This is a genomic window from Psychrobacter sp. UBA6291, assembly GCF_002439405.1.
Lineage (GTDB): Bacteria > Pseudomonadota > Gammaproteobacteria > Pseudomonadales > Moraxellaceae > Psychrobacter > Psychrobacter faecalis.
Genome location: NZ_DJUD01000006.1, coordinates 20,963 through 27,133 on the forward strand (window position 1 = coordinate 20,963; position 6,171 = coordinate 27,133).

General features: G+C 44.4%; 5 protein-coding genes. 3 read left to right on the top strand and 2 right to left on the bottom strand.

The window, feature by feature from the left end; all coding sequences use genetic code 11:
* Positions 1-50: 50 nt before the first annotated feature.
* Entirely contained in the window at positions 51-590 is a 540-nt protein-coding gene (locus B3R91_RS00640) for a L,D-transpeptidase (protein ID WP_286795824.1), read from the bottom strand.
* A 155-nt stretch (positions 591-745) separates the two neighbouring features.
* Between B3R91_RS00640 and B3R91_RS00645 the strand changes: the two genes are divergently transcribed.
* Positions 746-2,038, top strand: a complete 1,293-nt coding sequence (locus B3R91_RS00645; RefSeq protein ID WP_286795826.1) for a hypothetical protein — start codon at positions 746-748, stop codon at positions 2,036-2,038.
* 133 nt (positions 2,039-2,171) lie between these two features.
* Here the strand turns inward: B3R91_RS00645 and B3R91_RS00650 are convergent, their stop codons facing one another.
* On the bottom strand, positions 2,172-3,410 hold the full coding sequence (locus tag B3R91_RS00650; RefSeq protein ID WP_068407105.1) for an argininosuccinate synthase: 1,239 nt from the start codon (positions 3,408-3,410) through the stop codon (positions 2,172-2,174).
* 332 nt (positions 3,411-3,742) lie between these two features.
* On the opposite strand from B3R91_RS00650, the gene pyrC reads away from it, so the two are divergent.
* The gene (gene pyrC / locus B3R91_RS00655; RefSeq protein WP_068407273.1) at positions 3,743-4,813 is read left to right on the top strand and encodes a dihydroorotase; all 1,071 of its coding nucleotides are present in this window, start codon (positions 3,743-3,745) and stop codon (positions 4,811-4,813) included.
* A 299-nt stretch (positions 4,814-5,112) separates the two neighbouring features.
* The gene (gene rnt, locus B3R91_RS00660) at positions 5,113-5,796 is read left to right on the top strand and encodes a ribonuclease T (protein ID WP_068407276.1); all 684 of its coding nucleotides are present in this window, start codon (positions 5,113-5,115) and stop codon (positions 5,794-5,796) included.
* The last annotated feature ends 375 nt before the right edge of the window (positions 5,797-6,171 follow it).

Consider the following 6,171-nt stretch of genomic DNA (forward strand, 5'->3'; position numbering starts at 1 on the left):
TAATGTTTTTAAGCGTAGTGTTTTCTAAGCATAGTGTTTTCGAGTAAATATCAACGAGCAATAATGGTCACAGTTGTGCCCTCGGTCACTTGTTCAAATAACTCCCAAATATCCTCATTGCGCATCCGTATACAGCCGTGAGAGAGCGGCTCGCCCATTGGTTCGCTGTCTGGTGTGCCATGAATATAAATATAACGCTGATAAGTATCGCAGCCGCCGTGAACATTACTGCCTTTATTCAACCCCTCTTCAAGACCGCGTAACCATAAAATACGGCTTAATATCCAATCGCGCTCTGGATACAGTTTACCAAGCTCTGCACTATAGACCTCGCCTGTCGGTTTGCGTCCCACAAATACCGCGTTCATGGGTTCATTGCCGCCGATTTTTGCCGCGATAATGTGCTTACCAAGGGGTGTGCAGCCGCTATCTTGCTGGCTGCCAATACCGTTTTTAGCGGTCGATACCGTATATTGAGTCACTCCTTTATCGTATTTATATAGCGTTAACGTTTGCTGAGCAATGTTAATAACCAGTCGCACATCAGAATTTTCGTTAAACTCTTCGGTAAAGCTTTCGTTATTTGTCATAAGATTTTCCAGCGCTCATAAATCTACAGCGGTTATTATCAACTGCGTTGAGAGTAAATAGTGAGCGAAATGTTTGCGTTTTTCTATTATTAAGGGATTGTATCAAGGCTTTTGGCACCGTAATATAGGGGCACACTTTTTGATGCTAGCAGATTATGACGACTATTTCACCGACACGTGTGTCGATGTATGATTTTCTCTATCAAGATACCAAGCCGATGGTGTCATTATTGGCAGACGTGGCTAAGCTGTCATTACCGCAAGCGCGTTTGGCGATGGATGCCAGTTTGCAAGCGATTATCAGCGCCTTACTTGCTTATCAGCAGCATAATGATGGCCAAGCAGTGAGTAAAAAACTGTTTACTCGTACCGCCGTCAAAGAACTAAGACGATATAATTCAATGAATTTTTCGACCATCAATGCGACTTTATATTATCGCCAAGAGGTGGCCGATGCGATTTTTCATGAGAATGCGCGCGTGATCAAAGCCAGTGATTACATTGCAGAGCGCATTGAGGCGACGTCACCGCAAGTGCAAATACTACTCACCTCTTTATGCGTGATTGTCTTACGTGAACTGGCGATTTTAGCAGAATATAGCCAGCTTGATAATGAGGAGCTGGACAAATGGTTCGCCTTGCAGCCGCAGTTTTTATCCGTCGAGCGCTTTGTGGCCAATAAACCAGCGTTAGAATCTACCAAGCGGGCTGAACCTAATGAGAATGAAAAAACAACCACTTCTACAGAAACTGCTTTACAGTCAGACTTAAAAGTAGATGTAGAGACAGAAGTAAGAAACACCACAGAACGTACTTTATTGAGCACAGCGCAGCTCGCTGATACTCCGCCCGCTTTTGACCCTTATTGGCACGAGTTGACGACGTTTAAAACTGAAAACCATGAGCTTGTCCAAGACATGCAACTAGCGACGGGCAATTATTTAAAGGTCATTGGGCGCTCACCTGCCAATGCTCAACAAGGTAAATACAATGACTTATTGGTGTTTGCCGAAATGTCAGCCATAAGCTTGCCGCACCAGCGTTGGCTGTTGCAACTGGCGAAAATTTCAGAAATATATTTGCAGCGCAACCGCCTAAGAATTACCTCCGAGCCTGCCAGCGCACCAAAACCACCTTTGGTAAGCTTAGGTCTAATTGGCGGCAATAACGACAATGCGCCGACCACCACCAGTGAAAAGCCGATTGAATACGACGCGCCTATACCGCTCTGGAAAAATCCCGTTATCCTAATCATTATTGCGGTTATTGGCGTACTTGGCGGGCTAGCAGCGCTCAAATATCAAAGCCAAAAATCTGACGGTATCAAATTGGCCACAGAAGAAGTCATCGAGCAAGATCTTATCAAGGAGCGCCAACAGCAAGATGTGGCGATTGTTATGGTAGACGATGATGAAGATGGCGCTGAAGAACCAAAAGCGTCTCAATAAGAATAATTCATAGATAAATTTTGAAGTAGACGAAAATAGTTGAACAACCCTTAAAAAACCAAAAAAAAGGCGCTAACTTATTAGCGCCTTTTTTTATTCATACTTTATTTAGAACAATCTAAAAAAAATATGCTTACTTCGATAAATCACGACCACGGCTGGCTTCAATCGCCAAACGTAGACCATTTAAACGGATAAAACCTTCAGCATCTTTTTGATCATAAGCACCGGCATCATCTTCAAAAGTGGCGATTTTTTCATCAAACAGTGAATCGTCTGACTTACGGCCGACGACGCTAACCGCGCCTTTGTATAATTTGACGCGTACGGTACCGTTGACATATTCTTGTGATTTGTCAATCAAGGCTTGTAGCATCATGCGCTCAGGGCTAAACCAATAGCCGTTATAGATAATTTTAGCGTAACGCGGCATCAGCTCATCTTTTAAATGCGCCGCTTCACGGTCAAGGGTTAATGATTCGATACCGCGGTGGGCTTTTAGCATAATAGTACCAGCTGGGGTCTCATAGCAGCCGCGTGATTTCATACCGACATAACGATTTTCAACGATATCCAAACGTCCGATACCGTGCTTACCGCCAATCTCATTCAGCTTAATCATTACTTCATAAGGCTTAAGCGCTTCGCCATCGATGGCAACGATATCACCTTGTTTGTATTCTAATTCTAGATATTGCGCTTCGTCAGGTGCTTCTTCTGGACTGACTGACCAGCGCCACATATCGTCTTCAGCTTCGGCGTATGGGTCTTCTAAGATGCCGCCTTCATAAGAGATATGCAGTAAGTTGGCATCCATTGAGTACGGAGATTTTTTCTTATTGCCGGCATAATCGATAGCGATATTATGTTCTTCGGCATATTTCATCAAGCTTTCACGGCTTGATAAATCCCACTCACGCCACGGCGCAATGGTGACCACGTCAGGTGATAAAGCAACGGCACCAAGCTCAAAACGTACTTGGTCATTACCTTTACCAGTCGCACCATGACTGATAGCATCAGCGTTATGCTCTTTAGCAATTTCAACCAAACGCTTGGCAATCAAAGGACGCGCGATAGAAGTCCCGAGCAGATACTCGCCTTCGTAAATGGCATTGGCGCGGAACATCGGGAACACATAATCGCGGGCAAACTCTTCACGTAAGTCTTCGATATGGATATGCTTGATACCCATCGCTTCAGCTTTGGCACGCGCCGGCTCAACTTCTTCACCTTGACCGATGTCAGCGGTGAACGTAATCACTTCTGCATCATAGGTTTCTTGTAGCCATCTGGCGATGATTGAAGTATCAAGACCGCCGGAATAGGCCAAGACGATTTTATTAATATTTTTTGGATCAAGCTGAGCCATAAATAACTCCTAATATAAGAATTTATTATCGAATACATTTAATGAGAAATAAAAATGCGCAGGATAGGATGAAATAAATAAAAAATAGATTGCCTGCTCAGTGTACATCATATTTACGAGCGGCAAAAGTATCAGCGCCATTCGGTGCTAGGTTTTCACCGAAAATTAGCATGAATGCATATATAGGCGCTGGTTACTTATCAACGAAATCATAACGCTTTTATGTACAGATATTTCGCCGCATATTTAGTCAAGTAGGCAAATCTGTTATGATAGCAGCTCAGCTAGACTCCCTTTTACTGCCGTATAAAGATATAGAGCGCGATGATACTATGACCGATTCGATTAGAGAATTAACCCTGCTGCAGCCAGATGATTGGCATATTCATTTGCGCGACGATAAAGCGTTAGCGACTACCGTTCCTCACGCTGCCCAAAGCTTTAACCGTGTCATCTGTATGCCAAATTTGGTACCGCCTGTTAAAAATATCGATGCGGCGCAAGCCTACCGTGAGCGCATCCTGCAGCATTTAGCAGCAAGCGATTTGAGTGCGGAGCGTAAAGCAGCTTTTGACCCACGCATGACCTTGTATCTCACCGATCAAACCACTGCTCAGGATATCGAAATGGCGGCAAAATCTGGTATCGTGCAAGCGGTCAAACTCTACCCTGCTGGCGCAACGACCAACTCTGCCGACGGTGTCACCGATATTAATGCCTGCGTCGATGTCTTTGAAGCGCTGGAAAAATACAATCTACCACTACTGCTCCATGGCGAAGTCACGCATGACCATGTCGATATTTTTGACCGTGAAAAGCGCTTTTTAGACGAAGTGTTGGCACAAATCATCGTCAAATTTCCGACGATGAAAATTGTGCTAGAGCATATAACCACCAGTGATGCCGCCGACTTTGTCTTAGAACAAGGCAATCAAATTGCTGCGACCATTACGCCGCAGCACTTAATGTTTAATCGCAATCATTTATTGGTTGGCGGTATCAAGCCGCACTTTTACTGCCTGCCTATTTTAAAACGTGAAAGCCATCAAAAAGTATTGTTGGATGTCGCTACCAGTGGCAATCCAAAATTCTTTTTAGGCACAGATTCGGCGCCGCATGCAACGAACGCAAAAGAATCGGCTTGCGGCTGTGCTGGCTGCTATAGTGCTGCTAATGCCTTACCGCTATACGCCACTGCTTTTGATAGTGTGGGTAAAATAGATAAGCTTGAAGGATTTGCCAGCCGCTTTGGCGCCCAGTTCTATGGTTTGCCAGTAAATGAGAGTACCATCACGTTGATAAACACGCCGATGCAAGTACCGACCAATTACCCTTATTTTGATGGCGCGTCATTAAAGCCGCTGTTGGCGGGAGAGACGTTACCTTGGTCTATTAAAGCTTAACAGCAGTGACATAACGCTATTTGCCTGCATTTATTTCATATCCTATGCTAGGTCTGCACTTTTGCTAAAACGCCAATTCGCTTAGCAAAAGTAAACCTCGTATCATAGGATATTTATTGTTTATTTCATTCAATACCACAGCACGACTGATAAAAGCGATTTAACCTGATATGACCATTCAAAATGATGCCGGCTTACCTAGAAACAATTTGGCTAATACGGAAAATGCCTGTCTTACTACTACCTCAAGCTCAAGCGCTACTGCCGATAGTAACGGCGCAACAGATGAACAAGCACCCATGCGCTTAAAAGAGCGTTTTCGTAAGTTTTTGCCTGTTGTCGTCGATGTCGAAACCGCAGGCTTTAATGCGCAAACCGACGCCTTATTAGAGATTGCTTGTATTCCTGTACTACTTGATGAGCAAGGCGTGTTTTATCCAGGAGAGGCATTTAACGCCCATATCGAGCCTTTTGAGGGCGCAAATCTTGAGCCAAGCGCGCTTGCCTTTACCGGTATCGATCCTAATAATCCACTGCGTAAAGCCATTGCCGAAGATGAAAAAACGGCGCTGCGCCGTATTTTTAAAGGCTTAAAAGAAGTACGCCGCGCTGAAGACTGCCGTCAATGCGTTTTGATTGGCCATAATGCCCATTTTGACTTAGCGTTTTTAAATGCGGCAGTGTTGCGTACCAACAGCAAAAACCATAATCCGTTTCACAACTTCTCAGTTTTCGATACCGTGACGCTGTCTGCGCTTGCATTCGGACAAACTGTACTCGCGCGTGCTTGTAAGGCTGCTGGGCTTGATTTTGATGGTAATGACGCGCATTCAGCGCTCTATGATACCCAAAAGACGGCTGAACTGTTTTGTCATATTTTAAATAGCTACCCGATGCTCGCGAACGCTATCCATAACGAGCAGGAAAATACTGAGACAGCCGCTAACAGCACTGTCGATAGCAACGCTGACGACGCCAAGTAAAATAAAGCATACGCCCTTTGCATTGTTAAACTCAATGAATAGTGTTATCTATAGCTAATCACCTATTATGGATTAGGTGAGCTTAACAAAAAGGGACTTTGCTATGGAACCACAGGTTAAATTATGGGCAACCATTATCGGTTACATGCTACTGGCGTTAACCATTAGCGCTTGTACGTCGTTGTGGATTCGGCATCATTTAAAGCGAAAAGACCTACATCCACGGCGCGCGCTTAAAAAAAGATACTTAATTTCAAAAAGACGTCGAAAAAGGCTTGACAGCAAGCGCGGTCGCCATTAAAATACGCACCACTTCGGCATAAATGGTGAAAGCAGCTGAAGTGTTGTTACTAGTCCCCATCGTCTAGAGGCCTA

Excerpts from the sequence above, each read along its gene's own strand:
- rnt (WP_068407276.1), top strand. The coding sequence starts at position 5,113 with ATGCGCTTAAAAGAGCGTTTTCGTAAGTTTTTGCCTGTTGTCGTCGAT.
- B3R91_RS00640 (WP_286795824.1), bottom strand. The coding sequence starts at position 590 with ATGACAAATAACGAAAGCTTTACCGAAGAGTTTAACGAAAATTCTGAT.
- B3R91_RS00645 (WP_286795826.1), top strand. The coding sequence starts at position 746 with ATGACGACTATTTCACCGACACGTGTGTCGATGTATGATTTTCTCTAT.
- pyrC (WP_068407273.1), top strand. The coding sequence starts at position 3,743 with ATGACCGATTCGATTAGAGAATTAACCCTGCTGCAGCCAGATGATTGG.
- B3R91_RS00650 (WP_068407105.1), bottom strand. The coding sequence starts at position 3,410 with ATGGCTCAGCTTGATCCAAAAAATATTAATAAAATCGTCTTGGCCTAT.